This is a genomic window from Pseudomonas sp. SK, from assembly GCF_012975065.1.
GTDB lineage: Bacteria > Pseudomonadota > Gammaproteobacteria > Pseudomonadales > Pseudomonadaceae > Aquipseudomonas > Aquipseudomonas anuradhapurensis.
In genome coordinates, this window is record NZ_CP051857.1 from 4,869,767 (window position 1) to 4,895,446 (window position 25,680).

A 25,680-nucleotide genomic window follows, 5' to 3' on the forward strand; every position below is an offset into this window, starting at 1 on the left:
TGATACAGGGTTTGTCATTCGCGCCGGGCATGGGCCTGTATTCAGGCGCGCAGGGTACGCTCCCAGTGTGCACGGTCGATGCGGTACAGCACATGCGGGCGCAGCGGGTCGCCCACAGGCAGGCGGGGGTGCAGGAAACTGCCGTGCAGGTCCTGCTGCATGCCGATGGCCTGCATGACCTTCTGTGACGGCAGGTTGCTCTCGCTAGTGAACGACACCACCTCTTCCAGGCGCAATTGGGCGAAAGCACAACGCAGGCAGGTCCACGCCGCTTCGCTGGCGAAACCCAGGCCCCAGTGGCGGCGTGCCAGGCGCCAGCCGATTTCCACCGCAGGCGCGAAATGGGCATCGAAGCCCACGTGCAACAGCCCGGTCATGCCAATGAACGCACCGCTGTCCTTGCGCTCCAGCGCCCACAGGCCGAAGCCGTATTCGTTGAAATGCCCGCGCACGCGGCCGATCAACGCAGCCGCCTCCAGGCGTGTCAGCGGCGCCGGGAAGTAGCGCATCACCTGCGGGTCGGCGCACATCGCGGCGAACTCGCGCAGGTCTTCGTCGCGCCATTGGCGCAGCACCAGGCGTGCGCTTTCCAGTTGCAGGATGGGGGTCATGAGGCGTGCTCCGGTTTTACTGTCTTGCAGTTTACAGCGTAGGCGCGGGCGTGGCTTTCACCTAGCCAGTGCGCACCCGAATGCAATTTTCACATGGCCTTCACTGCCCCCCGACAGGCGGCCTGAGAGGATGCCGCCATTCACCGCCGCGCCAGGCGCGGCCATGCCAACGGAGCCATGCATGCTATCGAGCAACACCCTGGGGCACCCTGCCATCCACGCCCGGCGCAAGCGACGCCTGACCCGCAAAACCCTCGGCGCCGCACTTGGCCTGTGCATGGTCGTGGCGGCGTTGACCACCTGGCTGGCGACGAGGACGCATATCGTGGACCTTGGCAACGGGCAGCAACTGAGCGATAGCGGCCTGTTGCAGGACTGGGCCGACGGTGCGGTGATCGTGATGATTCGTCACGCCGAGCGCTGCGACAGCGCCCCCGGGCCATGCCTGGACGACCCCACCGGTATCACCGTGGCCGGCAGTCAGGCCGCCAGCCGGGTTGGCCAGGGGCTGCAGCAGTTGGGCCTGGCCAACGCCGACATGCTCAGCAGCCCGAAACTGCGCACGCGGCAGACTGCGCACTTCATTCTTGGCCAGGCGGTGGCCAGTGAGGACTGGCTGGAAGGGTGTGACAGCCAGTTCGCTCGGGAAGCGATGGCGCGCAAGCGGCCTGGGCATAACCTGATACTGGTGACCCACAATGGTTGCATCGACCATTTTGCCCGCCAGCAAAAGGTGGTGGGTGGCGAGCGTGAAAGTGGGTACGCCAGCGCGCTGTTCGTCTCGGTGGATGGCAATGGCAAGGCACGCATCCTCGGGCGCTTGAACGAACCCGACTGGCAGCGGGTACTGGCCAGCATCGCGAAATAATACTGCGCCCTTTGTTGTGCCCGGCCTGGTACCGCGAATTAACACTGCGCCCTTGCAGGAGCGGCCTTGTGTCGCGAAAGGGCTGCGCAGCAGCCCCAAGGTGCTGGCGCACAGGCACAACGTGACGGGGCTGCTGTGCAGCCCTTTCGCGACACAAGGCCGCTCCTACACGGCTCGCATTGCGATAGCAACCACAACCCCGGAACTGGCAAGATCAGCGCTGTCCCCGATTGCGAAACCGCCATGCCGCTGCCGCTGATCTACCACGAAGACTACAGCCCGGAGTTCCCTGCCGAACACCGCTTCCCGATGGACAAGTTCCGCCTGCTGCACGACCACCTGGTCGACAGCGGGCTGACCACCGACCAGGCCCTGCTGCGCCCGGACATCTGCCCCAACGACATCCTCGCCCTGGCTCACGACCGCAGCTACATCGAGCGCTACCTGAACGGCGACCTGTCCCGTGAGGACCAGCGGCGCCTCGGCCTGCCCTGGAGCGAAGCCCTGGCCCGACGCACCGTCCGCGCCGTAGGTGGCTCGTTGCTGAGCGCCGAGATGGCACTGCAGCATGGCATTGCCTGCCACCTTGCCGGTGGCACCCACCATGCCCATTACGATCACCCTGCCGGCTTCTGCATCTTCAACGACCTGGCGGTGATCAGCCGCTACCTGCTGGAGGCCGGCCGGGTTCATCGGGTGCTGATCTTCGACTGCGATGTGCACCAGGGCGACGGCACCGCGCGCATCCTGCACGACACGCCAGACGCCATCACCGTATCGCTGCACTGCGAACAGAACTTCCCGGCCCGCAAGGCGCAGAGCGACTGGGACATCCCCTTGCCACGCGGCATGGGTGACGCGGCCTACCTGAAGGTGGTCGACGATGCCCTGAACTACCTGCTGCCGCTGTATCGTCCCGACCTGGTGCTGTATGACGCCGGTGTCGATGTGCACAAGGACGACGCCCTGGGCTACCTGCAACTGACCGACGCAGGCGTTGCCGCGCGTGACGAAGCGGTGCTGCGCCACTGCTTGGGCCGCGACATCCCGGTGGTGGGGGTGATCGGCGGCGGTTACAGCAAGGACCGGCTAGCGCTGGCCAAGCGTCATGGCATCCTCCACCACAGTGCGGCGCGTGTCATCGGTTGTTCACAATGACTGTGGAGCCGCTTGTGGATAACCTGCGGGAAAGGCGCTGCAGCCCTTGATGGCCGAGGCCTGCAAGCGCCTGATCATTTTTTGACCAGTGCTTCCATGGGCCACGCTGCGCTAGAATGCGCCTCTTTTCCACAGCCTGCTGCCCACCATGCCCGATCTGAAACCCGCCGCCCCTTCCCTTGCTGCCGTCATCGGCGCTGGCCCCGCCGGCCTGATGGCTGCAGAAGCACTGGCCCAGGCGGGCCTGACGGTGGAAGTGTTCGATGCCATGCCCTCGGTCGGCCGCAAGTTCCTGCTGGCGGGTGTCGGCGGCATGAACATCACCCATTCCGAGCCTTACCCGGCCTTCGTCGGCCGTTATGCCGAGCGCCAGGACAGCATCGACGCCCTGCTGCGCGACTTCGACGCCGAGGCCTTGCGCCAGTGGATTCATGACCTGGGCATCGAGACCTTTGTCGGCACCTCGGGCCGGGTGTTCCCCACCGACATGAAAGCCGCGCCACTGCTGCGCGCCTGGCTCAAGCGCCTGCGCGACAGCGGGGTGGTTATCCACACCCGTCACCGCTGGTTGGGCTGGAATGCCGAAGGGGCGTTGCGGATGGCTTATCCACAGGGTGAACGGTTGCTTACCCCTGCCGTAGTGGTATTGGCACTGGGCGGCGGCAGTTGGGCGCGACTGGGTTCCGACGGCAGCTGGCAAGCGCTGCTGGCCGAACGGGGTGTGGATATCTCACCGCTGCAGCCGAGCAACTGTGGTTTCGAAGTGGCCGGCTGGAGCGCGCTGCTCAAGGAAAAGTTCGCCGGTGCGCCGCTAAAGAACATTGCCTTGAGCGTCCCTGGTAGCGCGCCGCGCAAAGGTGAGTTCATTCTTACGGCCCAGGGTGTGGAAGGCAGCCTGGTGTATGCCTGGTCAGCGCCGGTGCGCGAAGCCATCAACCGTACCGGCCAAGGGCAGTTGCTGCTTGACCTGTTGCCGGACAAGCCGGTGGAAAAAGTCGCCCAGGCGTTGGCCAGGCCACGGGGCTCGCGCTCCATGGCCAAGCACCTGCACAGCCAGCTGGGTATCGATGGGGTCAAGGCGGCGCTGTTGCGCGAACTGACCGATCAGGCGACCTTTGCCGACCCTGAAGCGCTGGCGAAGGCGATCAAGGCATTGCCGATCACGCTGGTACGCACCCGGCCGCTGGATGAAGCGATCAGCAGCGCGGGTGGGGTGCGTTTCGAGGCCCTGGATGAAGGCCTGATGCTGCAGAGCATGCCGGGGGTGTTCTGCGCTGGCGAGATGCTGGACTGGGAAGCACCGACCGGGGGCTATCTGCTGACCGCGTGCTTTGCCAGCGGCTTGCGCGCCGGGCGAGCGGCGGCGGATTGGGTGACGCGGCTTTCCTGACAGATTGCCGGGCTGCTTCGCAGCCCTTTCGCGACACCCGGCCGGGCCCGAAAAACGGCACATTGCCGAGGGTTTGCGCTGTCCTTGTAGGAGCGGCCTTGTGTCGCGATGGGCCGCAAAGCGGCCCCAAAACCTCAAGGCTTACGCTTGCGCGGCCCACCATTGAAACTTGGCACCTTGCGCACCGCCTTCACCGCCGGCGCTGCACTGCCCGCCTCGGCACTGTCCATCCAGCGCCCCAGGCCGCGCTTGGCGCTGTTTTCCTTCGGTTTCTTGGGCTTCTTCGGCTTCTTGATCACCTGGCCGCTGGCATCGGTCATCGGTACCCGGTGGTCGGGGATGAAATCCGGCTCCTCATGCCGCGGCAGGGTCTGCCGGGTCAGCACTTCGATTGCCGCCAGCAACTGCACTTCATCGGCACACACCAGCGAAATCGCCTCGCCCTTGTTGCCGGCACGCCCGGTACGCCCGATGCGGTGCACGTAGTCCTCGGCAACGATCGGCAGGTCGAGGTTGACCACCAGTGGCAAGTCATCGATATCCAGGCCGCGGGCCGCCACGTCGGTGGCCACCAGTACCTGGATTTCGCGGGCCTTGAAGCTGTCCAGCGCGCGCTGGCGGGTGGCTTGCGGGCGGTCACCGTGGATGCCGTCGGCATTCACCCCTTCGGCCAGCAAGCGCTCCACCAGCTGGTCGACGCCGTTGCGGGTCTTGGCGAACACCAGTACCTGCTTCCAGCGCTGCTTGCGCAGCAGGTGGCAGAACAGGTCGACCTTGCGTTTCTTGTCCACCGGCACCAGCCACTGCTTGACGCTGCTGGCCGTGGCATTGCGCGGGCTGACTTCGATGCTCAGCGGGTCATTCAGGGCCAACCCCGCCAGCATGCGGATCTGCTCGGAGAAGGTGGCCGAGAACAGCAGCGTCTGGCGCTTGCGTGGCAGTGCGGCGTACACCGACTGCAGCTCTTCGGCAAAGCCCAGGTCGAGCATGCGGTCGGCTTCGTCGAGTACCAGGGTCTGCACCTGGTTGAACTTCACCGCGTTCTGGCGGAACAGGTCGAGCAGACGCCCCGGGGTAGCCACCAGCAGGTCGACACCGCGACGCAGGCGCATCATCTGCGGGTTGATGCTGACCCCGCCGTACACCGCGTAGGTGCTCAGCGGCAGGTTCTCGGCGTATTCGCGCACGTTGTTGTGCACCTGCTCGGCCAGTTCACGGGTAGGCACCAGCACCAGCGCGCGGATCGAGTTGCTGGCCACCTTCTCGCCTTCCAGTGCCAGGCGCTGCAGCACGGGCAAGGCAAAGCCGGCAGTCTTGCCGGTGCCGGTCTGGGCTGCGGCCATCAGGTCACGGCCAGCCAGCACGGCGGGGATGGCTTTGGCCTGCACCGGGGTCGGGGTGGTGTAGTCCAGCTGCTGCAAGGTGCGCAGCAGCGGTTCGATCAGGCCGAGTTTGGCGAAATTCATGGCAATACCGTCAGGGGGTTCAGCGAAGGCGGCAAGTTTACCGCATCGCCCCTGTCTACTTGCAGATTTCACCTTTCAGCGGCTGCGCCGGTTCGGGCGCCCTGCGCCACTGCGGCAGGCCGATCAACACCACCGCGCCAATGATCACCGCCATCGCCACGCACTCTTCGGCACCGATCTGCTCACCGGCGAAGACAATGCCCAGCAGCACCGCCACCGCCGGGTTGACGTAGGCATAGCTGGTGGCGGCCGCCGGGCGCACATGCTTGAGCAGGTACATGTAGGCACTGAAGGCCAGGATCGAGCCGAACAGCACCAGGTAGGCCAACGCCCCCCAGCCGGCGGCGCTAGGCATCTGCGTCATGCGTTCGCCAGACAGCACGCTGCCCAGCAACAGCACGGCACCACCGACCAGCATTTCCGCAGCACTGGCCATCGGCCCCTGGGGTAACGGCAGGGTCTTGCTCCACACCGAGCCGAATGCCCAGGACGCTGCGGCAAAAATGATCAGCGCCGCGCCAATCGGGCTGGCCTGCAGGTTGGAGCCCAGGTTCAGCAGGCCAATCCCCACCAGCCCAAGGGCGATGCCCGCCCACTCCAGCCAGGAGTTGCGGTGCCCGAACAGCAGGCCGAACAGCAAGGTAAACAGCGGCACCGTCGCGACTGCCAGCGCCGCCACACCCGAGGCCACCCCGGCATGCTCGGCCACGGTCACGCCGCCGTTGCCGCAACTGAGCAGCAGGAAACCGATCGCCCCCGCCGCCCGCCACTGCGGCCAGGTCGGCGCCGGCACACCGCGCCAGCGCAGGAAGCCATACAGCAAGCCGCCGGCAATCAGGAAGCGTACCCCGGCCATGAGCATCGGCGGCCAGCTTTCGACGCCGATACGGATGAACAGGTAGGTAGACCCCCAGACCAGGTACAAGGCCAGGAAAGCGCCGATGAGCAACAACGGGAAGCGACGGGAGGCAGGCATGGGGCACACTCGAAATCCGTTTACGGGTGGCTTAGTTTAGAAAGGCTGCGGTGTAAACTTAAGTTACAAAACCGCTTTAAATCGCCAGAACACTTTTTATTACATGGTAATTCGGGCACTTTTCCAGCGAATCGAAACCAGGCAGGAACAACCCATGGACAAATACGACCGCATGCTGCTCGCCGCCCTGCTCGACAATGGCCGTGCCACCTTCGCGCAACTGGCGCGCCAGGTGAACCTGTCGGCGCCAGCGGTGGCCGAACGGGTGGCCAAGCTGGAGGCCAGCGGGGTCATCACCGGCTACCAGGCCAAGGTCGACATGAGCAAGATCGGCCTGCCGATCCAGTGCGTGATCGAGCTACGCCTGGCCAGCCACGGTAACCAGCAGGCCTATGAAGCATTGACCCAGATCCCCCAGCTGACCGAATGCCACCGGGTCACCGGTGACCCCTGCGTGATCATGCAGGCGGCGGTGGGCTCGATGCCCGAGCTGGAAGAGCTGATCAACCGGGTCGCGCAGTTCGGCTTCAGCAAAACCTCGATCATTCTTTCCAGCGCCGTGGAACGGCGAGTGCCGCTGGCGCAGCTGGAGAAGAAGCCCTAGTTGTACCTGGCCAGGGTTTCGCGAACCTTCGCCGCCGGGGTTTTCTGCAGGCGGCAGAGCAGTTCGTGGGACAGCTGCTGCACACCGTGGCTCTGGCGCAGCACGCCGGCCAGGTGCTGCAACAGGTTGGCGGCCATTTCGGCATCGGCCATGGCCCGGTGCGCGGTCCCCGTATGCGGCAGCCCGGCCCAGCGGGTCAAGGTACCCAGCTTGTGGTTCGGTGCCGCCGGCAGCAGGCGCCGGGACAACAACAGCGAACAGGCAAAGGCCTGGCTACGGCTACGGCCGATGCGGCTCAGTTCATAGTCCCAGAACTTCTGGTCGAACGCAGCGTTGTGCGCCAGCAGCGGGGTGCCGCCGACGAACTCAGCCACTTCGTTCATCACCTGGTCTACCGGCGGCGCACTGCGCAGCATGGCGGTGGTGATGCCGGTCAGCCCGGCAACGAAAGCTGGCACTGGAACACCTGCGTTCATCAGGCTCTGGTAGCGCTCGACGATGCGCCCGCGCTCCAGCATTACCACCGCCACTTCGGTGGCGCGGCAGCCGGCGCCGGGGCTGATGCCGGTGGTTTCAAAGTCGATGACAGCGATACGTTCCATGCAAGGGCCTCAGTGTTTGAGCAACAGCGCACCCTCGATGGGCACATAATGGGTGGCGGCACGGATCAGCGACAGTGCCGTTAGCCCGGGCACACCATACACCACTGCCTCGGTGCCATGCCGCTGGATCACCCGCTCCAGCAGGAGGTCGAAATCGCCGTCGCCAGAGGCCAGCACCACCTGGTCGACGCGGCTGGCGGCATCCATCACGTCCAGGGTAATGCCGACATCCCAGTCACCTTTGGCCGAGCCGTCGCTGCGCTGGATGAAGGGCTTGAGCCGCACGTCGAAACCGAGGTTGCGCAAGATCTGCTGGAACTGTTGCTGCTTGCTGTCGCCACGGTCGATGGCATAGGCCACGGCTTCGACGATCTGGCCTTCGCGGCTGACAGCGTTCCACAACGCGGTGTAGTTGAAATGGCAACCGTAGGCCTGGCGCACGGTGTAGTAGAGGTTCTGCACATCGGCGAACAGCGCGATCTTTTTCACCCTGGTGCCTCATCTCCGGTCTGGGGATCCGGGGGCTGCGTTGCAGCCCTTTCACGACGCAAGGCCGCTCCTGCGGTAGGAACGGCCTTGTGTCGCGAAAGGGGCGCCAAGCGCCCCCGGAAATGCCAGCAGTATGCCAGACCTGTCAGACGTACGAATCGTCGTCCGCGAAGAACCCGCCATCATCGCTGCCATAATCAGTATCGGCATAACCACCCTGGTCACTGCCCCAACCACCGTTGTCGGCTACGTGCTGCTGTGCGCCCGAGTCGTTCCAGCCACCGCTGTCACTGGCAGGTGCCGGCTCTTCCTTGATCACTTCGACCACCTCCTGCGGCTGCGCATCATGATGGAACAGGCTGCTGATGCCCTGCGCCAGCAAGACACCGCCGGCCACGCCGGCTGCAGTCTGCATCGCCCCACCCAGGAAACTGCTGGCACCACTGCGCGCCGGCGCGGCGGCAAAACCGGGCTGCTGCATTTGTGGTTGGGAATAGCCGGGGGCCGCCGGTTCGCGCCAGCCGCCAGTCGATGGCGCCGGGGCGGCAGCGACTGGTTGCGGTTGCACCGCCGGAGCTGTATTGCGGCCGCCCGAACCAAAAATGCTGGTAAGGAAACCACCGCCACCACTGCTTGGCGCGCTACTGGCGCGTGCGGCTTCAGCCTGGGCACGCGCCTGCTTCAGCTCGGCTTCGAGTTGCTTGTTCTGCTCGTCGAGACGCTTGAGCGCAGCCTCCTGGACCAGGATCGCCTGGGCCATGTAGTAAGGTGCCGCCGGCTGCTGGCGCAGGTGCTCCTCGATACGGGCCTGAGCCTGAGCATCACGTGGCTGGCTCGGGTCCTCGGCTTGCTTGATACGGCTGAACAGGCCGTCGATCAGGGTTTGTTCTTCAGTATTCATGGGGCGACCTCGTGGGGTAGCAGGACAACGGATAGCGTCAAAGATGAGGTCTGCAAGCGGGGGATTCAATTACGGCGGCGTGAAACTTTTTTCAGCAAATGACAGCCACAAGCCTGCTTTGGGCTAAAGTTGACTCCCTGTTTTTACTGCCATGCGATGTTGACCGATGAATCCGCTGAGCGTCCTGCGCGACTCCCTGTACTTCTTCCGCCGCCACCTGCCGAACATCCTCCAGCTGTGCCTGCCGCTGGTAGTGCTGGAAGCCCTGCTCACCCAGCTGCTGTACCGGCAGATGGGCGACCAGGCATCGCCGGCCTACGGCATGCTGGTCAGCCTGCTGTTCTACCCGCTGTACAGCGCCGCGCTGATCCTGTACCTCGATACCCGCAGCAATGGCCAGGAAACACCCAAGCGCGACCTGTTCGCGCGTGCCGTGCAACTGTGGCCGCAACTCGCACTGCTGATACTGATCAGTTCGCTGCTGATCATGGCGGGCCTTGCGCTATTCATCTTCCCGGGCGTGTGGATCATGATCAACCTGGTATTCGCCGAGTACCTGCTGGTATTGCGCGGCCGGCCGGTGGTGCAGGCAATGCGCGAAAGCGCCAGCATGACCACCGGGCATTTCATGCGCATCATGATTTGCGTGGTCGGCGTGCTGGCACCGATCTGGCTGATCGACGGGCTGCTGCTGATGGCCTTCCCCGAGCCAGCACCAGGGGTTGAATTGGCCTTGGATAGCCTGAGCGGGTTCCTGCAGCTGTTCAGCACGGTAGTGCTGTATCGGCTGTTCATGCTGCTGGAAGCCCTGCCTGGCCGTTGACCTGCAGCAGGCTCACCCGATTGGTGTTATCAGGAACTCGGTAGTACCGGTGATATTGACGTTCAGATGATCGATATAACCACCTTGCCGATCGTAACTTCTACCATCACTCGGGTTGTCGCCTATTTCCACAGTGTGCCCAAGGTGGTCTCGCCACCGGCAACGAAGCTGCTGTCCATCCCACGCAAGCGGTTGGAGCTTGAAGATGTCGATCGCATCAGCAGCTGTATACATACCCACATAGCCGTTATGGCTACAGGCCAGCCGGCGCCCGTTGCGGCTTGAAGTACCACCAATCAGGTAGTGCAACCGATCACTGGTTTTTGAGCGGAAATGGAATTTGAAGATACGACGGTCATCGTCATACGCTTGGCCAGGGTCGCCTTTGATCAGCCAGTCCCAACGCCCAGGGACGAGGGATTTGGCATAGTCCTCCTCTACGCTGAGCACTATCGGATAGGCGACTCCCTGGTGAAGCGCATGAATGGTGCAGTCGAAAAGTTTCAGTGCCTCGAAGGACATCGGATCATGGCTGGAGATATCGCTGAGATTCATCGTGTAGAGCCTCAAAGAAGGGGAAGAAAGGCAGCGGACACTGCCTCACTCCATTCTTTTCATTGCTGGGCCCAACAGCAGCACGAAAGGTTTCCCGTTCGGTAGCCTCCCATGCCGGACATCCCTCCAAACGCCACATAACCCGCGCTATGCGATGCGCCCCACTGCCTTGAGTGCCACAGCTCTGCTCATGTTGCTCGGGGTTTGGCACGTGCCGTCGCCTCGGCCATCCGGCCAACAATGCTTCGGGTAATGCCCGCCATGAAGCTGGCCATGGACAGCCTCAGCGGCTTCTTGCAGCTGTTCAGCACCGTGGTGCTGTACCACCTGTTCATGTTGCTGGAAGGCGAAGCTCGCGGTGAGGGCATGAAGGAAAGTCTTCGTTCTGCGTAGGTGCCCAGCCCTGGCATTAAGGTGATGAACCTTGAATGCCTACACAGGAGCACACCATGGACGAACACGTTCTCGCGGGCTACGCCAGGCCGTTTCGCGGCAAGTTGTACATGCATGCCTTGGGCTCGCACATCCCGCTGCGCCTGAGCCGAAGCGACGACAAATTTTCCTGGGGCTTCACCCCAGAAGATGACTGGTTGCAGGCAGGTGGCCAGCAGGACTCGCTGGTGATGGACTTTCACTTCGAATCACGCGGCGAGAACCGCCTGCATTACCACATCAGCATTCCAGGCAATCCGGAAACGAAGAAACTCGGTGTCAGCCGCAACGGCTACCTGGGCTTCTACTGGTATGCCGAAGTCACCGACTTCTGGAAGATCGAGCCGCTGCACCTGAGCGCCGAAGGGCTGCTCTGCCATCTGCGCGACCACCGCGGACACAGGGTGGGAGCCATACCCGATGCCCCCCACCATAGCGGCAACAAGGTGTACCTGCTGAACGTCGACGAGGGTCAAATCGTGACCTTCCTGCTGAAACCGACAAACTGAACCTCACGGGTGGGCCCTACGATGGAAAATACTTCCAGTGACACTTCCTGGCCGGCACGCAGTTTCCTTGGCCGTATATACATGATTCATGAGGATCGCAAGATCCCGATCCACCTCAGCAAAGCAACCGATATCCCGGTGGCAAGCCTGATCGCCAACGATTGGTTGGAGTCTGGGGGCGATAAAGCGACAAAATTCAGCTTCAGGTTTCATTCCAGGACCAAAGACCGATTGCATCATCATATCTTCAGCACCCATTACGCCGTGAAACGACAGCTGATGACCAGCGATAACGGTTACCTGGGCCTTTACCTGCCAATTACACAAGGCGACTACTTCAAGCTCGAACCCTTGGAAGTCACAGAACGGTTCATTCGGTGCCGCTGGCGCGACCACTTGGGACATCAGGTCAAGGCCAAGGCCACGGAAACGTCTGGTTACGACGATCGGGCCTATCTCACCGTAGGCGAAGGGCGGCTACACGAGTTTGTAATCGAACGTAGCCTGCCAGACTGAATTGTCCGCTCGCTTCAGGTACCGCGCGGCTTCGCTCGTGCGGTAGCTTCGGCCACCAATGGGTCGTCCGGCCAGTAATGCTTCGGGTAGCGTCCTTTCAGGTCCTTCTTCACTTCGGCATAGGTGGTACGCCAGAAGTTGGCCAGGTCCTGGGTCACCTGCACCGGCCTGCGTGCCGGTGACAACAGGTGCAGCTTGACCTGCTGGCGACCATTGGCAATGCGTGGTGTGTCGGCCAGACCGAACAGTTCTTGCAGGCGCACCGCCAGGATCGGCGGGTTTTCGCTGTAATCCAGGCGGATATTGGAGCCGGACGGTACTGCCAGGTGCGCGGGGGCCTGTTCTTCCAGGCGCTGCGGCAACGGCCAGGGCAACAGGTTGCGCAGCATCGACGGCAGGTCCAGCGCGGCGAAATGGCTGAGGCGCGAGACTTTGCCCAGGTACGGCTGCAACCAGTCTTCCAGGCTGGCGAGCAGGGCCTCGTCGCTGAGGTCGGGCCATTCGCTGTGGCCCTCCTTGGCCAGGTCGAGCTGGCGCAACAACGCTACACGTGCCTGCCATTGGCGCAGCTCTGGGGTCCAGCTCAAGAGGTTCAGCCCCTTGCGCCGGACCAGCCCCAGCAGCGCCCGGGCCCGCGCCTCGTCGTCCAGGCCGGGCAACGGTTGGCGGCTGAGGATCAGCTCGCCAACCTTGACTTGTCGCTCGGCACGCAACACCTGCTCGCGCACATCCCAGTCGAGCAGATCAACCCGCTCCACCTGCTCGGCGAGTACGCCATCGAGCAGTGCCGGGTCGAATTCCGCCGCCAGGTAGATGCGTTCTTCACGCTGGCCCTGGCGGCTGCCCAGATCGGCAATCACCAACCAGGGGCACTTCATCAGTCCATCGACCTCGGCAAACAGCGCCGCACGGCCATTGGCCAGCCGGTACTCCGCACCACCCTCGCGGCGCTGCTGGGCGATGCGGTCTGGGTAGGCCAACGCCAGCAGGGCGCCCAGCCAGCGTGGGTGATCCGGGTCGGCCACCGGCGCCCGCGGCTTGCCGCGCAGCAAACCACGGTACTGGCGCGCCAGCTGGCGGGCCCGCTGCACGCCGCCGTGGCTGCCACGGGCGGCCTTGCTTTCGCCACTGACCAGCGCCAACCGGCTATGCAGGTCGGCACCACCGCCCCGCTGAATATCCCGCTCGCCCAGTAGCGCAGCGACGTCACAGGCCATCTGTGCCAAGCCCAGGTCCTGGCCGCGCAGTAGCAAATGCGCGATACGGGGGTGTGCCGGCAGCTCGGCCATGGCCTGGCCATGTTCGCTGAGGCTGTCGCGGCTGCCGGGTTTGTAGGCGTTGAGCCGTGCCAGCAGGTCCTGGGCCTGGGCGAACGCGGCAGCCGGTGGCTGGTCGAGCCAACGCAACTGCTCGGGCGTCACGCCCCAGCGTGCCAGTTGCAAGGCCAGGCCGGCCAGGTCGGCCTGGAGGATTTCGGCACTGCCATGGGCGGCCAGTTGCTCATGCTGAGCCTCAGACCACAACCGATAGCATACGCCGGGCTCCAGGCGGCCGGCACGGCCGGCGCGCTGGGTAGCACTGGCACGCGAGATGCGCTGGGTGTCCAGGCGGGTCATGCCACTGCCAGGATCGAAGCGCGGTACCCGTGCCAGGCCGGCATCGATCACCACCCGCACACCGTCGATGGTCAGGCTGGTCTCGGCAATATTGGTGGCCAGCACCACCTTGCGCAGGCCCTTGGGCGCCGGGTCGATGGCCGCGCGCTGGGCATCGAGGTCGAGTTCGCCATGCAGCGGACACAGGAGGATTTCGCGCCGTTCTCCCAGCGCTTCCTGCAGGCTCTGGTGCACCCGGCGGATCTCGGCCTGGCCAGGCAGGAACACCAGCACACTACCGGCTTGCTCGGCCAACGCCTGCAACACGCTGTCCACTACCCGTGGCTCGATGAACTCGCCCGGCTGGAAGGGGCGTCCCCAGCGGATATCCACAGGGTGCATGCGGCCTTGGCTGCTGACCACCGGGGCCTCGTCCAGCAAGCGCGACAGGCGCTCCCCTTCCAGAGTCGCAGACATCAGCAGGATCTTCAGTGGCGGGTCATCCCGCAGCAATTCGCGACCATTCAGGCTCAGCGCCAGGGCCAGGTCGGCGTCAAGGCTGCGCTCGTGAAACTCGTCGAAGATCAGCAACCCAACCCCCTCCAGCGCCGGGTCGGCCTGCAGGCGGCGGGTGAGGATGCCTTCGGTCACCACTTCGATGCGGGTGTTCGGCCCAACCTTGCTGTCCAGCCGAATGCGGTAGCCCACCGTTTCGCCAACCTTTTCGCCCAGCTCGCTGGCCAGGCGCTCGGCTGCAGCCCGGGCCGCCAGGCGCCGTGGCTCGAGCATCAGAATGCTCTGCCCGGCCAGCCAGGGCTCGCTGAGCAGCGCCAGCGGTACGCGGGTGGTCTTGCCGGCGCCGGGCGGCGCCTTGAGCACCGCTTCGTCACGGTTTTGCAGGGCTTCGCGCAAGGCGGGCAAGACAACATCGATCGGTAATGAAATCATGGTGGTCCTCGAACAATCCCGCGAGTATAACGGCGAACCCAGCCTGCTCTATCATGGTCTTAGCTTCAGGTGCAGGCGCTTCGCTTGCCCTGCTGAACACCTTTTCGGAGATTCACATGCGCATCCCAACCCGCGTCATCGGTAGCGCCCTCATCGTCACCCTGCTGGCCCAACTGACCGCCTGCGGCACCATTCTCTACCCGGAACGTCGCGGCCAGATCGGCGGCAAGATCGACCCTGTGGTTGCTGCAATGGATGCCATCGGCATCCTGTTCTATGTGATTCCGGGGCTGATCGCCTTCGGCATCGACTTCGCCACGGGCGCCATCTACTACTCAGGCGGGCGCAGCGCCCAGGTCGACCCGGTCAAGCTGCGCGAGGCGGTCAGCCCCGATGGCAAGGTCGACAACCTGAAGCTACAAGCCATCCTCGAGAGCGAACTGGGCCAACGCCTGCCGTTGAACGACCCACGGCTGATCCAGCATCGCGGCAGCATCGAACAACTTGCCACCCTGGACCTGGTACCGTCGGCCTGAACCGTAAGGACACTGCCCAAGGATGACCACCACCCCGGCTGAACACCAGCGCCTGCTGCGCCTGGCCACGCGCGCTTCATTGGCAGTAGCCGGCATCCTGGTCCTGAGCAAGGCCGTGGCCTGGTGGCTGAGCGGCTCGGTCAGCCTGCTGGCCGGGCTGACCGATTCGGCACTGGATGCCGTTGCCTCGTTCCTCAACCTGCTCGCCGTGCACTATGCGCTGCGCCCGGCCGACGACGATCACCGTTACGGCCACGGCAAGGCCGAAGCCCTGGCCGGCATGGCGCAGGCGTTGTTCATCGGGGTCAGTGCAGTGCTGATCGGCGTGCAGGCGGCCGAGCGCCTGCATAGCCCGAAGCCGTTGGGCGATACCGACATCGGCATCGCGGTGATGGTGCTGTCGCTGGTGTTGACGCTCGCCCTGCTGGCTTTGCAGTACAAGGTCATCCGCCTGACCGGCTCCACGGCGGTGCGCGCCGACTCCCTGCACTACCGCTCGGACCTGCTGCTCAATGGCAGCATCCTCCTGGCGTTGCTGCTGGCACGCTTTGGCTGGCCGCAGCTGGACGCACTGTTCGGCCTGGGCATCGCTGCCTACATCCTGTGGAGCGCGCTGCAGATTGCCAGGGAGAGCACGGCCATCCTGATGGACAAGGAACTGCCCGGCGATGTCGGCGAGGACATGGCCACGCTGGTACTGGCCATACCCGGCGTGAAAGGCGTGCACGACCTGCGCACGCGGGTGTCAGGCAACCAGTGGTTCGTGCAGTTGCACCTGGAACTGCCGGGGATGTTGCCGCTGGATGAAGCGCATGGCCTGTGCGTCAAGGCCTCGGAAGTCATCCGTCAGCGCTATCCGCAGGCCGATGTAATGGTGCATGCCGACCCGGTGTGAACCTGCCAGGGCCCTGTCGCTGGCAAGCCCGCTCCCACGCGTCAGTTGATGCTGTAGCCTCGGCCACTGAAGCAGGCCCCCAGCGCCCGCCGATAGTTATCGGCCACATTGGCCGGCGGCGCATACGCCGCAGTCGCCGGGTCGAACCCAGACTGGCTCACCGCCCAGCGGTGGCACTGGTAACGGTCCTGTTCCTGCTGCTCCGGCCCCTGCCCATGCATCGGGTAAGCCACTACATCGTAACCACCGTTTACTGGGGGCGGCGCGGCAACAGGCGGGTTGACCACCACGTACTCGCGGCTGTCGGCCAGGTACTGGTAATAGGTATCGGCCACCACGAAGAACAGCGCCCCACCCAACCAGACTTCCCGCGCATAGGGCGGCAGGTATTCGACACGCATACCGTAGGGCGGGGTAACCACGACATACCTGCCCGCGTGCGGGCGGAACCAGTAGCCACCGGAGTAGAAATAGTCATCGCCACGGTAGGGCAGTTTCCAGTAACGGTCCGGGAACTGATCGAGGGTGTGCCCAGGGCGATACTGCGGCCCTGGGCCCCAGCCATCGCCATGCCCATCCGGGCGCCCCTGCCAGTCGCCGCCGGGCCGTTGCCCCGGGCCGCCGGCTTGCCAGTAGCGGTGTTCGCCATGGCGACGCGGAATGTCCTGGTAGTAGCCTTGGCGTGGCGGCTGCGTCTGTTGCACTTCGTCGCGCGAGTTGAGTGCGCGAGCGGGCGCCTCGCCAGGCCCTTCGGCCATCACCGCGAAGCTGATGCCCGCCCCCAACACACCAACACCTGCCAACTGCCAGATGCGCGACTTCATGGTATTCCTCTCGGTAGAAAAAACGGCGCTGGCAAGCAGTCTACCGCGCCTATCACACGGGCCAAGGAATTTTCACGGGCATGAAAAAAGGGAGGCCGCAGGGCCTCCCTTCAGAAATTTGTCGTCCGTGCTCGGCACTTGTGGCGCCGGCTCACCTCACACCGTCTTCTGGAAGGTGTGTAGCCCGGGGGCCTGGCGCATCCTGTTGGATGGCTGGCCGCGACCGCCCGCCTGGGGCACGTCGCCGTGGACTGATGTCCGGGCAGTGATTCTGTGGATAAAGATACCGGACAGGGTGCGGCAGCGGATTGCGAAGATTGCTCGGATAAATAGCACTTGCGCAATTTTTCGCCCCGGATTGATAATTCGCCGCAATCGGAACAGAAAAGGCATAAACCATGAGCAAACTTGACCGCTACGACCTGAGCATCCTCGCCGAATTGCAGCGCGATGCGCGCATTTCCAACCAGGAACTGGCCGAACGCATTGGCCTGTCGCCTTCGCCATGCTCGCGTCGGGTCAAGCAACTGGAGGATGATGGCTACATCTCGCGCCAGGTGGCCCTGCTCGACCGCAAGAAGCTCGGCCTGAGCCTGACCGCCTACGTGCTGATCGGCATGGACCGCCACACCCCGGAGCGCTTCGAAACCTTCGAGGCGGCCATCCGCAACCTGCCCCAGGTACTCGAATGCAGCCTGGTGACCGGAATGGATGCCGACTATCAGCTGAAGGTGGTGGTGCCAGACATGGACCACTATCAGAAGCTGCTGCTGGGCAGCCTGACCCGTATCGAAGGCGTCACCAGCGTGCGCTCGAGCTTCGTGCTCAACCAGGTGCTGGCCAGCACCGAGCTGCCATTGACCCACCTGCGCTGAACGCTCACGCCAGCCGGCGTATAATCGGCTGCTCAGCCTGCCTGGAGAACACTGATGGATCCCGCCGTATTTGAAGAGTGGATGATGATCATCCTGGTCACCGTGCTGATCGGTTTCATGGGCTTTATCGTCTGGGACCTGGCGAAAAAGTCCAAGGCAGGCAAGTTTGGTACGTTGATCCTGTTCTTCGTGCTGGGGCTGGGGGTGTTGGCCTTTATCATCAAGAGCGTGGTGGTGGGGTTTCTCGAAGGGGTGTAGGGCTCGAGAAAGCCGGGAGCGCTGTGCGCTCCTTTCGCGACACAAGGCCGCTCCTACAGGGATCGCACAATGCCTGAGCTTGCGCTTCAGCTGTAGGAGCGGCCTTTGTGTCGCGATGGGCCGCAAAGCGACCCCCTGCTAGCGCTGCAACTTCGCCGGTACCTCACGCCAGCAGCCCTGCTCCAGCCCATCCAGCGCCCAATCGCCGATCCGCACCCGCACCAGGCGCAAGGTTGGCAACCCCACCGCCGCCGTCATCCGCCGCACCTGACGGTTACGTCCTTCGCGAATCACCAGCTCCAGCCAGCTGGTCGGCACGCTCTTGCGAAAACGTACCGGCGGGTTGCGCGGCCACAGCTCGGGCTCTTCCAGGCGCCGCGCCTCGGCCGGCAAGGTCGGCCCATCGTTCAGCGCCACGCCATCGCGCAAGCACTGCAACTGCTCCTCGCTCGGCTGCCCTTCCACCTGCACCCAATAGGTTTTCGCCAGCTTGTGCTTCGGATCGGCGATGCGCGCCTGCAAGCCACCGTCGTTGGTCAGCAGCAACAAGCCCTCGCTGTCGCGGTCCAGGCGCCCGGCCGGGTACACGCCGGGGATGTCGATATAGTCCTTGAGCGTCGCCCGCCCGTCGCCGTCGCTGAACTGGGTCAGTACGTCGAACGGCTTGTTGAACAGGATCAGGCGTGGCTCGGCGGGGGGCGCCTTGGGCTGGCGACGCGGGCCGGTGGCAGGCCGCGCCTGGGGGCGGCGCGGCTTGGAACGGGGGGGCAGTGACATGGGGCCTCAGCGGAACGGCGGCTCATCGAAACTGCGCAGTTTACGCGAGTGCAGCGAGTTGAGCTCGGTACGCAGCAGGTCGAGCGCGGCAATGCCGATCTTCAGGTGCTGGCTGACCGCCCGGTTGTAGAACGCGTTGGCCGAACCCGGCAGCTTGATTTCGCTGTGCAACGGCTTGTCGGAAACACACAGCAAGGTGCCGTATGGCACGCGCAAGCGGTAACCCTGGGCGGCAATGGTGCCGCTTTCCATGTCTACCGCCACGGCACGCGACAGGTTGATCAGCGGCCGCTCCTGAGCCCAGCGCAGCTCCCAGTTGCGGTCGTCGTAGGTCAGCACGGTGCCGGTGCGCAAGCGCTTCTTCAGCTGTTCGCCACGCTCGCCGGTGACCTGCGCGGCGGCTTCCTGCAAGGCCAGTTGCACTTCGGCCAACGCCGGAATCGGGATGTTCGGCGGCACCACCCGGTCGAGGATGCCGTCACGGCGCATGTAGGCGTGTGCCAGCACGTAGTCGCCGATGGTCTGCGACTGCCGCAGGCCGCCGCAGTGGCCGATCATCAACCAGCAGTGCGGGCGCAGCACGGCCAGGTGGTCGGTGATGTTCTTGGCATTGGACGGGCCGACGCCAATGTTGACCAGGGTAACGCCGTCGCCGTCGGCGGCGATCAGGTGGTAGGCCGGCATCTGGTAGCGGTGCCAGACCACACTGGCCACCAGGGCCTGGGTTTCACCGTGGTCCATGCCCTTTTCGATCACCACGTTGCCCGGCAGGACCATGCGCACGAAGCGCGGGTCGTCACGCAGCTGGTCGAGCCCGTGGCTGATGAACTGGTCGACATAGCGGTGGTAGTTGGTCAGCAGGATCCACGGCTGCACGTGGCGCCAGTCGCTACCGGTGTAGTGCACCAGGCGGCGCAGCGAGAAGTCGACCCGCGCGGCATCGAACAGCGCCAGCGGCAGGGTTTCGGCGCCACCCCAGTCGTACAGGCCATCGGCAATATTGTCGGTGGCCGCGGACAAGTCGGTGCTGGGGAACACCCGCGCCAGCTGGGCGGCGGTAATGCCGCTGCCGGCCAGCTCGTCGCCCTGGTCGACCACGTAGGGGTAAGGGATGTTCTGCTCGCTGACGCCGACCTCTACCGTCACCGTGTAATCGTGCATCAGCGGGCGCAGCTGCTCGAGCAGATAGGCACGGAATGCGGCTGGCTGGGTGATGGTGACACTGTAGGTGCCGGCCACCTGCACCTTGGCATAGGCGCGCGTGGTGGCGGCGACTTCACCGTGGCTGTAGTAGGTCAGGCGCAGCGCGGGGTAGCGAAACAGGTCGCGCGCTTCGGCGTCCGGCTCGGTACGGTCCTTCAGGTAACGCTTGAGGGCCTGGCTGAGGGCCCCGGTGGCCTGGTCATGCAAGGCCGCCAGACGGTCGACGGCCTGTTCGGGAGTATCAACGACTACAAACGCTTGGCTCACACTGTGCTTCCTGTCTGGACATGCATGTGAACCATCTTGCCTGCCTTCGTGGGTAAATACACCCCCATTGATCGGTGTTGATCAGCAGGCCAGCGCTGTTCCTTGCAGGAGCGGCCTTGTGTCGCGATGGGCTGCAAAGCAGCCCCGGGGTTCAGCGCCGGTGCACCAAATGCCGGGGCTGCCTTGCAGCCCATCGCGACACAAGGCCGCTCCTACACGTTCTGTGCATGGTTTGGAGGCAGCGCAAGACCTGTTGCAGCGGGCCACCCCAGCTCAGTTGCTCCAGACTGGCGTGGCCCGCATCACCAGAGCCTGCACATCTACCCCCCGCGGCAAGGCCCCGTAAACCCGGCCACCACCCGTCAGCCGGCTGTCGATGAACGCATCACTCACCAGCGCATTGCCTGCCTCAAGCAACAGCTTGGCCTGCAGGGCCAGGGCAATGTCCTCGGTCAGTTGCCGCGCGCGGTACTGCAGGTCGCCGGTGTCGGCAAACGCGCCCTTGAGGTTGCCGATATGCGCTGCCAGACGCGGGTCGCCGTGCCCATCGCCCAATTCGGCGAACAACGCATCGAGCACACCCGGTTCCTTGGACAACGCACGCAGCACATCCAGGCACTGCACATTGCCCGAGCCTTCCCAGGTCGAGTTGACCGGCGCCTCGCGGTACAACCGTGGCAGGATGCTGTCTTCCACATACCCCGCGCCGCCCAGGCACTCGGCGGCCTCGTTGATCATGGCCGGCGCACGTTTGCAGATCCAGTACTTGCCCACCGCCGTGACCAGGCGGGCGAAATGCGCCTGCTGCGGGTCGTCCGGCTGTTCCAGCGCCTGCCCCATGCGCAGGCTCAAAGCCAATGCCGCCTCGCTTTCCAGGGCCAGGTCAGCCAGCACGTTCTGCATCAATGGCTGCTCGTTCAGCAACCGCCCGCCAACCTTGCGGTGCGCGCAGTGGTGGGCCGCCTGGGTCAACGCCTGACGCATCAGGGCGCTGGAGCCGACCATGCAGTCGAAGCGGGTCATGGCCACCATTTCGATGATGGTCGGCACCCCTCGCCCCTCCTCCCCGACCATCCATGCCAGGGCACCGCGGAACTCCACCTCGCTGGAGGCGTTGGAGTGGTTGCCCAGCTTGTTCTTCAAGCGCTGGATATAGAACTGGTTGCGGCTGTCATCCGGGCGATGGCGCGGTAGCAGGAAGCAGCTCAGGCCTTTTTCGGTTTGCGCCAGGGTAAGGAAGGCATCGCACATGGGCGCCGAACAGAACCACTTGTGCCCGACCAGCTCATAGGCCTGGCCCGGGCCCGCCGCGCCGACTGGATAGGCCCGGGTGGTGTTGGCCCGTACATCGGTGCCGCCCTGCTTCTCGGTCATGGCCATGCCCAGGGTGACCCCAGCCTTGTGGCGGTCGCCGACGTTGCGCGGGTCATATTCGCAGGCGAGGATTTTCGGCAGCCAGTACTCGGCCAGTTCTGGCTGCAGGCGCAGCGCCGGGACAGCGGCGAAGGTCATGGTCAGCGGGCACCCGCTGCCGGCCTCGGCCTGGCTGTGCAGGTAGGTCATCGACGCCCGAGCCACATGCGCGCCGGGGCGAGGCTCGGCCCACGGCAGCGAAGGCAGGCCATGCTCGACGGCAGTACGCATCAGTTCGTGATAGGCCGGGTGAAACTCGACCAGGTCGATACGATGGCCGTAACGGTCGTGGCTGATGAACTCCGGTTTGTGCGCGTTGGCCAGGAAGCCTGCCTGCATCAGCGGGCCGCCGGCCAAGGCCCCGTAGGCATCGATCCGCGATTCGGCCCAACCGGCACCGAAACGCCGTGACCATTCCTGTAGCGGCAGGTCGAGGCGGTACAGGTTGGCACCGTCGAGCGGCGGTGGCTGGTTGGTGACTTCGTGGGTTTCAGCGTACTGGTGCAGGTTCATCGGGGGCTCCTGGATCCGGGTAGCTTGAAGCCCCAGTGAAGCACTCCCTGTGGGCCAGTCAAAGTGACATTAATGACTAAACGTGTGGTAGGGGGAGCATCTCGGCCCTAACCCGATTCCCGCACCGCCATCAAAAAGCGCTGTAGTCCAAATCCCTATTCATTGTAGGGCCCTTCCTAAACCCTCCCCAGCCTGAAAATACCCGCCTAGAGGCTGCTAGGTTCCTGGCTTCCACTTCTAAAAAAGAGGCGCGCCATGAGCATGCGCATAAACATCTTCGGCCGAGGCCAGGGCCTGGATGGGGACGAAACCACCACTGGCGCCATCTGCATTGCCGACCAGGCCAGGTAAAGACTGGCTGCTCAAGGGCGACAAGACCACCCCTGCCCTCTCGTCAGGAAGTTTTGCAGGAGGTCTCGCAGAAGGTACGGCAGGAGCATGCGTTGGGAAAACAGTCGCAAGCTTTGCTTGCCTCAGCCTCGGGGCTTTAAGCGGAAGTGTATGCGCGATTGTAATTGTAGGTACAGGATCATTCGCCGGGAGCGAAATGGGTATGCACAGAGGTGAATATCTTGGAGAAAAACTGTATGAGCTCATCGAGCATGATTGACTTACAAGACGCCATATGGCGTTTACTCTTCCTGGCCACACCTTTCATGCTTATACTAGCGGGGCTCACCATGCTAATAAATCTTGCCCGAAAACCAAACTATCGAAACATCGAAAAATCCTTTAAAAAAAGCCAATGCCTGAAACGTGCAGTTCAGATATGGGGCAATAAAAGCCTGCGCTCTCGAATATCAGTTGTCGCCACGCTGACCGGAGTTGCATTACTCCCTAGCTTCTTTATAAAAAGGAATCTTCTCGATACAAAGGAAGCATCCGCCTTTCCCGCCCATCTAAAAAACAGAATGCGCACTGCGTCATGGCTGCTATTAACTGGATCATTCTGGCTAATACTAACCGATATTTATTATTAGCCCCCAAAAAACCGACTCACAAATGAAATAACCGATCGATCGGGTGGTTTGGCAAAACCATTCATTAAAATACAAAACAGACGGGACTTCATTGACCTGCCATCACAAACCACAAAACTGTTAATGGCAGCAGTGCCGTGCCTCATGATCATGACTGGCTTGGCACTCTATGCTCGCTTGGCTTGGTCTAAGAGCCTCGACATTATGATTTCTGCATTACCAAGTAGCTACTGGTTGAAGCTGAATATTGCAATATGGGGAAAGAAGAGCCTTCGCTCAAGGCTACACCTCATCGGAACCGTGTCAGCCGTATTATTCTTCCCCATAAAAAATCTGCATATTCGCAACCACAAACTAAACCAAAGTGATATTGAAAAATTTCCGAAATCATTGAAAAGACAACTACTGATTTGCAATTACCTACTGTACTTTGGCGCAGCTTGGTTTGGATTAACGTACCATCTATACAACTAACATCCCGTTTCCACAGGGATCGTGTACCTTTTCATCCCTGTGAACGCGGGCTTGCTCCCGAAAAGGCCGGTGGGGCCAATACCGGGGTCAGCGCATCAAACCCAGCTCAGCATCATCAATCAGCGCCTTGGCCATTGCTGCGAAGTAGTGCGAAGCCCCGGCCTCAAATCCCGGCACGGCCATCAAATGCGCTGTAGTCCAAATCCATGCCTATTGTAGGACCCTTCCCAAACCCTCCTCGACCTGAATATTCCCGGCTACCGCCTGCTAGCTTCATGGCCTCCACCTCAAAAAGGGCAAGGCAGAGCATGCGCATAAATATATTCGGTCGAGGCCAGGGCCTGGACGGGGACGAAACCACCACCGGCGCCATCTGCATTGCCGGGCAGGCCAGGGGACGCGTGCACGGTCGCGACTGGCTGCTCAAAGGCGACAAGACCACCCCCTGCCCGCGCTGTGGGCAAGAAGGCACCCTCATCGAAGGCGAATCCCGCTGGCAGCAGGATGGCATTCCCACGGTGCTGGACGGAGCGTTGGTGCAATGTGGCTGCCCATTGGGCAGCAATCGCCTGATTGCCGGTGGACACGCAGCTCCGGCGCCGCGGAGGGCGCCTGTACCTGAGGCCGTTAACGAAGCACCGCCACAGGCTCAAGCGAGTAATCAGGCAAGAAGCAGCTATCAACCTGGTGCATTCCAGCCCTCAACCGCTGCGCAAGCCATGGAACCTGGCTTCTACATAGTTCCGCGTTGCATGACGTACCAGGACGTCTTGGCAGAACTCGGCGCGCCGCAGGCCAATTTGCCGAGCTCGATTCTGGAGCGACTGAACCCGACATATGAACGTGGGTTCAAGGCAGGTGAGATCTTTGTCATTGGTGACGGTTTACGGCGGCCGATGTGCACGCGTGAAGAACTGACTGCAATGAGCGCGGCGAAACAGGCGCGGGAAGCGTTGGCAGAACTGACGCCGGAGGAAGCCGAATTCATGATGCGCCATCAGGCCGAGATCGCCGGGCTGCTCAGCGATGTGAGTTTGACGATGGGTGTGAGCGAGGCGATGATTGGCAAGTCGCTGGATGAGCTCAGCGACATACTGCGTAAAATTGAAGACTTGCATAAAGATCAATTCATTAAGCATGGGCATCTTAGGCATCCGGAGTTCTTTGCCGAGCGTCAAAAACTGTTCAAGCAATTAAGTACAAACCTGAAAGCAACCCTACTAAACAAGCGCCTCAATCTAGGAAACTATGAAAGCCTGCGCCGGGACTTAGGAATATCGTCAAGAAGCTTGGTGCACCACTGGAGTAAAGCGGGGGGGGAGCGACACACATCCCTGGTTACTCGACACATTTGGACAAGCTAGCCAAGATGGCCAAATTTTTAAAAAACGGAGGACATATTGGCATTGCGATTGGTGGGGGCGGATCTGCTCTGAAAATTTCAGAGGTATGCAAAGAAGGCAATACAAGTGATTGTAAACAAGTAAGCGTTACAGAGGCCGGTAATTTCTCCGGTGGCTTAGCTGGTGGCTGGTTGGCAGGAAAACTTGCGGGCAAAATCTCTGCAAAGGTTTGCTGGAGAGCTGGGCGTTACGCCATAGCATGCGGAATAGTCATCACTGGCGGAGGCGCTTTGGCCGGCAGCATCGGAGGTATGGAAGCGGGTGAGGAGTTAGGCGAATTAGTCTTCGAGGTCTTTGGCGATGATTGATTACCTTGACGTCAAACTAAGGCTATTCCTGTTAGCCACACCTATCTGCCTCGTCTTACTCGGGCTTGTATCTGATCTTCACATCGCATGCTCTCGCCAGTATAAAGAAATGACCTCAGCACTCCAACGGAGCGCGTGCCTCCCATTTGCGACCGGCATGTGGGGAGAGAAAAAAATAGGCTCCAGAATTCTAGTTATTTCTGTAATCGCTGGCGCTATTGGATCCCCCGCTTCAAGCATTCGGAGCGGACTATTGGATGAGCAAGATCACTTGCAATTCCCTAGGCATTTAAGAAGAAAAATACTTATTGCATCTTCGCTAAACACCATTGGCATTGCCTGGGTAGCGACATATTTTCTAATGAAACTGATAAAATGAGAGCCGTCATGTGCGCTCGGTGTCACTCTGATGTTTCGCGCCCCATCCTAATGCTAGTGGGCTGGGAATTCTTTATATCCGAGAAGGCATTGGCTTACGCACCATTAATGCAGTAACCCGCGATGCCTAGTC

General features: G+C 62.6%; 27 protein-coding genes. 15 read left to right on the top strand and 12 right to left on the bottom strand.

The features are described 5' to 3' along the window. Positions 1-41: 41 nt before the first annotated feature. Entirely contained in the window at positions 42-611 is a 570-nt protein-coding gene (locus tag HG549_RS22240; RefSeq protein WP_170032804.1) for a GNAT family N-acetyltransferase, read from the bottom strand. A gap of 181 nt (positions 612-792) precedes the next feature. Here HG549_RS22240 and HG549_RS22245 point away from each other — a divergent pair, with 181 nt between their 5' ends. From HG549_RS22245 to HG549_RS22255, 3 genes are all read left to right on the top strand, one after another. Next, a complete protein-coding gene (locus HG549_RS22245) occupies positions 793-1,479 on the top strand; it encodes a histidine phosphatase family protein (protein ID WP_170032806.1) in 687 nt (228 codons plus the stop codon). A gap of 243 nt (positions 1,480-1,722) precedes the next feature. Beyond that, positions 1,723-2,637: a histone deacetylase gene (locus tag HG549_RS22250; protein WP_170032808.1), complete on the top strand. Its 915-nt coding sequence runs from the start codon at positions 1,723-1,725 to the stop codon at positions 2,635-2,637. Between the two features lie 148 nt (positions 2,638-2,785). After that, on the top strand, positions 2,786-4,027 hold the full coding sequence (locus HG549_RS22255; RefSeq protein ID WP_170032810.1) for a TIGR03862 family flavoprotein: 1,242 nt from the start codon (positions 2,786-2,788) through the stop codon (positions 4,025-4,027). 134 nt (positions 4,028-4,161) lie between these two features. Here HG549_RS22255 and HG549_RS22260 read toward each other — a convergent pair whose 3' ends face one another. Beyond that, positions 4,162-5,493, bottom strand: a complete 1,332-nt coding sequence (locus HG549_RS22260) for a DEAD/DEAH box helicase (RefSeq protein ID WP_170032812.1) — start codon at positions 5,491-5,493, stop codon at positions 4,162-4,164. Positions 5,494-5,548: 55 nt separating this feature from the next. After that, positions 5,549-6,469 (bottom strand): drug/metabolite exporter YedA, encoded by a 921-nt coding sequence (gene yedA / locus HG549_RS22265; RefSeq protein ID WP_170032814.1) that lies wholly within the window; start codon positions 6,467-6,469, stop codon positions 5,549-5,551. A gap of 154 nt (positions 6,470-6,623) precedes the next feature. On the opposite strand from yedA, the gene HG549_RS22270 reads away from it, so the two are divergent. Next, positions 6,624-7,073: an Lrp/AsnC family transcriptional regulator gene (locus HG549_RS22270; RefSeq protein ID WP_015271918.1), complete on the top strand. Its 450-nt coding sequence runs from the start codon at positions 6,624-6,626 to the stop codon at positions 7,071-7,073. Here the strand turns inward: HG549_RS22270 and HG549_RS22275 are convergent. The 3 genes from HG549_RS22275 to HG549_RS22285 form a co-directional block, all read right to left on the bottom strand. Further along, positions 7,070-7,675: a PolC-type DNA polymerase III gene (locus tag HG549_RS22275; RefSeq protein ID WP_170032816.1), complete on the bottom strand. Its 606-nt coding sequence runs from the start codon at positions 7,673-7,675 to the stop codon at positions 7,070-7,072. The two genes, HG549_RS22270 and HG549_RS22275, sit on opposite strands and share 4 nt — an antisense overlap. 9 nt (positions 7,676-7,684) lie before the next feature. Then, positions 7,685-8,164 carry an NYN domain-containing protein gene (locus tag HG549_RS22280; protein WP_170032818.1) on the bottom strand — a complete coding sequence of 160 codons (480 nt, stop codon included), beginning with the start codon at positions 8,162-8,164 and terminating at the stop codon, positions 7,685-7,687. Positions 8,165-8,309: 145 nt separating this feature from the next. Further along, on the bottom strand, positions 8,310-9,065 hold the full coding sequence (locus tag HG549_RS22285) for a DUF2076 domain-containing protein (protein WP_170032819.1): 756 nt from the start codon (positions 9,063-9,065) through the stop codon (positions 8,310-8,312). A gap of 166 nt (positions 9,066-9,231) precedes the next feature. On the opposite strand from HG549_RS22285, the gene HG549_RS22290 reads away from it, so the two are divergent. Further along, positions 9,232-9,888, top strand: coding sequence for a YciC family protein (locus tag HG549_RS22290; protein WP_170032821.1), 657 nt, complete (start codon positions 9,232-9,234; stop codon positions 9,886-9,888). A 12-nt stretch (positions 9,889-9,900) separates the two neighbouring features. Here HG549_RS22290 and HG549_RS22295 read toward each other — a convergent pair whose 3' ends face one another. Beyond that, positions 9,901-10,443, bottom strand: coding sequence for a hypothetical protein (locus HG549_RS22295; protein ID WP_170032823.1), 543 nt, complete (start codon positions 10,441-10,443; stop codon positions 9,901-9,903). A 252-nt stretch (positions 10,444-10,695) separates the two neighbouring features. On the opposite strand from HG549_RS22295, the gene HG549_RS25905 reads away from it, so the two are divergent. Genes HG549_RS25905 through HG549_RS22305 form a run of 3 tightly spaced genes read left to right on the top strand, consistent with a single transcriptional unit; the run spans position 10,696 to position 11,900 of the window. Then, positions 10,696-10,836, top strand: a complete 141-nt coding sequence (locus tag HG549_RS25905) for a hypothetical protein (protein WP_218576037.1) — start codon at positions 10,696-10,698, stop codon at positions 10,834-10,836. Between the two features lie 56 nt (positions 10,837-10,892). Next, positions 10,893-11,384, top strand: coding sequence for a hypothetical protein (locus HG549_RS22300; RefSeq protein WP_170032825.1), 492 nt, complete (start codon positions 10,893-10,895; stop codon positions 11,382-11,384). Between the two features lie 21 nt (positions 11,385-11,405). Then, the gene (locus HG549_RS22305; protein WP_170032827.1) at positions 11,406-11,900 is read left to right on the top strand and encodes a hypothetical protein; all 495 of its coding nucleotides are present in this window, start codon (positions 11,406-11,408) and stop codon (positions 11,898-11,900) included. Positions 11,901-11,914: 14 nt separating this feature from the next. On the opposite strand, the gene hrpB is transcribed toward HG549_RS22305, so the two are convergent. Further along, positions 11,915-14,443: an ATP-dependent helicase HrpB gene (hrpB, locus tag HG549_RS22310; protein WP_170032829.1), complete on the bottom strand. Its 2,529-nt coding sequence runs from the start codon at positions 14,441-14,443 to the stop codon at positions 11,915-11,917. A 116-nt stretch (positions 14,444-14,559) separates the two neighbouring features. On the opposite strand from hrpB, the gene HG549_RS22315 reads away from it, so the two are divergent. Further along, on the top strand, positions 14,560-14,979 hold the full coding sequence (locus tag HG549_RS22315) for a polyribonucleotide nucleotidyltransferase (RefSeq protein WP_170032831.1): 420 nt from the start codon (positions 14,560-14,562) through the stop codon (positions 14,977-14,979). A gap of 22 nt (positions 14,980-15,001) precedes the next feature. Then, complete coding sequence (locus HG549_RS22320) at positions 15,002-15,874, top strand: cation diffusion facilitator family transporter (protein ID WP_170032833.1); 873 nt, start codon at positions 15,002-15,004, stop codon at positions 15,872-15,874. Between the two features lie 41 nt (positions 15,875-15,915). Here HG549_RS22320 and HG549_RS22325 read toward each other — a convergent pair whose 3' ends face one another. Beyond that, on the bottom strand, positions 15,916-16,698 hold the full coding sequence (locus HG549_RS22325; RefSeq protein ID WP_170032835.1) for a DUF6515 family protein: 783 nt from the start codon (positions 16,696-16,698) through the stop codon (positions 15,916-15,918). A gap of 398 nt (positions 16,699-17,096) precedes the next feature. Between HG549_RS22325 and HG549_RS22330 the strand changes: the two genes are divergently transcribed. Together HG549_RS22330 and HG549_RS22335 are read left to right on the top strand one after the other, a co-directional pair. Beyond that, the gene (locus tag HG549_RS22330) at positions 17,097-17,573 is read left to right on the top strand and encodes an Lrp/AsnC family transcriptional regulator (RefSeq protein ID WP_003249795.1); all 477 of its coding nucleotides are present in this window, start codon (positions 17,097-17,099) and stop codon (positions 17,571-17,573) included. Positions 17,574-17,627: 54 nt separating this feature from the next. After that, positions 17,628-17,831 (top strand): DUF2788 domain-containing protein, encoded by a 204-nt coding sequence (locus HG549_RS22335; protein WP_003249787.1) that lies wholly within the window; start codon positions 17,628-17,630, stop codon positions 17,829-17,831. 138 nt (positions 17,832-17,969) lie between these two features. Here the strand turns inward: HG549_RS22335 and HG549_RS22340 are convergent, their stop codons facing one another. The 3 genes from HG549_RS22340 to HG549_RS22350 form a co-directional block, all read right to left on the bottom strand. Next, complete coding sequence (locus tag HG549_RS22340) at positions 17,970-18,608, bottom strand: pseudouridine synthase (protein ID WP_234454555.1); 639 nt, start codon at positions 18,606-18,608, stop codon at positions 17,970-17,972. 6 nt (positions 18,609-18,614) lie between these two features. Further along, the gene (gene amn / locus HG549_RS22345) at positions 18,615-20,078 is read right to left on the bottom strand and encodes an AMP nucleosidase (RefSeq protein ID WP_170032837.1); all 1,464 of its coding nucleotides are present in this window, start codon (positions 20,076-20,078) and stop codon (positions 18,615-18,617) included. Between the two features lie 273 nt (positions 20,079-20,351). Then, the gene (locus HG549_RS22350) at positions 20,352-22,004 is read right to left on the bottom strand and encodes an acyl-CoA dehydrogenase family protein (protein ID WP_170032839.1); all 1,653 of its coding nucleotides are present in this window, start codon (positions 22,002-22,004) and stop codon (positions 20,352-20,354) included. Positions 22,005-22,606: 602 nt separating this feature from the next. Between HG549_RS22350 and HG549_RS22355 the strand changes: the two genes are divergently transcribed. From HG549_RS22355 to HG549_RS26160, 3 genes are all read left to right on the top strand, one after another. Further along, a complete protein-coding gene (locus HG549_RS22355) occupies positions 22,607-22,984 on the top strand; it encodes a hypothetical protein (protein WP_170032841.1) in 378 nt (125 codons plus the stop codon). Positions 22,985-23,766: 782 nt separating this feature from the next. Then, on the top strand, positions 23,767-24,822 hold the full coding sequence (locus tag HG549_RS22365; protein WP_306092890.1) for a PAAR domain-containing protein: 1,056 nt from the start codon (positions 23,767-23,769) through the stop codon (positions 24,820-24,822). Positions 24,823-24,827: 5 nt separating this feature from the next. Further along, positions 24,828-25,169 (top strand): hypothetical protein, encoded by a 342-nt coding sequence (locus tag HG549_RS26160; protein ID WP_306092891.1) that lies wholly within the window; start codon positions 24,828-24,830, stop codon positions 25,167-25,169. Positions 25,170-25,680: the final 511 nt, after the last annotated feature.